The 2,081-nt window shown below is 61.8% G+C and carries 1 protein-coding gene; it reads right to left on the reverse strand.

Annotation, left to right across the window (positions count from 1 at the left end; translation table 11 throughout):
• The coding region (locus tag G6034_RS19345) for a putative transposase (RefSeq protein WP_176636730.1) at positions 1 to 1,886 on the reverse strand (1,886 nt) is incomplete at its 3' end.
• Positions 1,887 to 2,081: the final 195 nt, after the last annotated feature.

Consider the following 2,081-nt stretch of genomic DNA (forward strand, 5'->3'; position numbering starts at 1 on the left):
GTATCCAAGACTTGCTGGCCCGGGTTCAGATCCCCGAGGCGCAGCTTCGCCGGGATCTTCTTGTGGACTTTCTCAGCAGCAGTCAGTACGTTTTCTGCTTCCCAGAGCGGCGCCATGGCCTGGTTGTGCATGGCACTGGTGACCGTGACAGTTAGTTCTTTGGAGCCCTCGGCCGGTGTTTTCAGTGCCATCAAGTTGATGTCAGCGATCGCGGCGGCCTCGGCATGGGCATTACGGGCGGCAACGACTTTTTGGTAAGCCTTGGCCTTCGCAGGATCCGGAACCATCCGGTCTTCGTCGTCGTCGATGCTGGTGTAGGAGTCGTGGGAGTCCAGCTCGAAGTGCATGCGGGCGTAGCGGAACTGGTTTTCCTGCCGCCACCTATTCCCCATTCGATACACGAGTTCCCCGGCGGGAAGGTCACGGTCGGTGGTGAGGATGTGGATTTGCCGTGTGCCTCCACCGGTGGTGCCCACGATCCGGCTGATCTGCCGGATGCTGAAGACTTCGCGGGTTTTCTTCGTTGTTGCCAGGGGTAGGTCAACGATCGTGTCAGCGACCGACCATGTCTTCTCTTCACCATGTTCGTCGGTGTGGGACACCTCGGTGAACAGTTCTTCCTTGATGTCCTCCGTGGTGCCTTTGCGCCAGGTAAGCACGTCAAAACCGGCCGCATCCATGTGCTTGAACAACGCCGGTGACCAGCCGCCCCTATCGAAGCCGACCAACACGCGCCGGTCGTCCCCGACCGCTGTGCGCAGTTCCGGCAGCAGGTCGCGGAGTTCGGCGGCCAGGGACGCGCCCGGTTTGGCCATGACGACGAAGACGGGGGATCCTTGGGCGTCTGTGACCCAGGTTTCCTCGGTAGCCGGGACCGGGAACTTCAACCTCGTGGAGTAGATTTTCCCGATCTTTTTCGTGCCTTGGTAGGCGCGCACGTGTCCGTCAACGTAGAGGATCGCTGACAAGTTCTCCCCGCCCGGGCCGGTGCCGGCAAGGTGGTGTTTGGCCAGGGCAGCGATCAGTTCCCCGGCGTTGCCGGCCTCAGCAAGTTGGCTGATTCTGCGGCGGATGGTTTTTACTTCCGGGGCCCGATCCAATCCCAACACGCGTCCGAGTTCCACTGGGTCGAAGCGGGTGGCACCCTCGGCCCGGGCCTCCCCGGCCAGCGCCCGCAGTACACCATCAATCAGGACGGACTCGAGGCCGTAGAAACCATTCGGCAACGCCCCGTACACCTCCTTCGCACAGCTGAGCAGGCCGGTGGTTTCCAGTGCCGGGAAGGCTAGGAACAATCCCGCGTGCCGGATGTGGGCGGCCGGGGCAAACACCGGTGCCGCGCATTCAAGCAGTCCGGCGGCGGCACGTTCCGCTGCGCGAGGTGCCGGGACCGGCTGGAGCGGCAACTCAGGCTGCTGTGCTGGTTCCAAGGCTTCAGCTTCATCGGCGGTGGGTGTTTCCGCAGCGTCAGCAGCGGCTTGTTCGGCAGCGATTTTCAAGGCCCGGCGGACACTGAACTCCGAGACGCCGACCGCGTCACCGACGGCCTGCTGGGACAAACCGGTGCTGCGCAGTTCCACGATTCGGGCGATGACACTCTCGGTGAGCCGGGAGGCCCGCTTCGGACCCTTCTTCTCCGGCACCAACGCGGCAATGCCGCCTTCAGTCAGTAACTGCTTCCACAGCCACACCGTGGTGGGTGTGACATCAAAGGCCGTTGCGATCTCAGCGACGCTGGCTGCCTTAAGCACCGCGAGTCTCACTGCTGCCCAACGGCGGCCGACTTCATCACCGCCGTCCCAGGAAAATGAGGCTTGTCCGTGCAGAAAAACAGTGCCGCCGCCATCGGCGTCCCTCACGAGTTCCCCGGCCAGGCCCAGCGGCACGGCACCGGAAACCATCGCCACAGGAAGAGGAGGTTGAGCAGTCATGAGACCCAGCATTTCACCCTTCCAATAGAGGTATTTTCCTTAATCTATTATATCGAAGAATGGGCAAAATTAACAGGGTTCCAGCAAGGAAAAACCCCGGAAACTCAACAAACACCCAAACCCGTCATCCGACCGTGTCCGGAGTCCTGG

Origin of the sequence: Arthrobacter wenxiniae (assembly GCF_013376105.1) — a bacterium.
GTDB lineage: Bacteria > Actinomycetota > Actinomycetes > Actinomycetales > Micrococcaceae > Specibacter > Specibacter wenxiniae.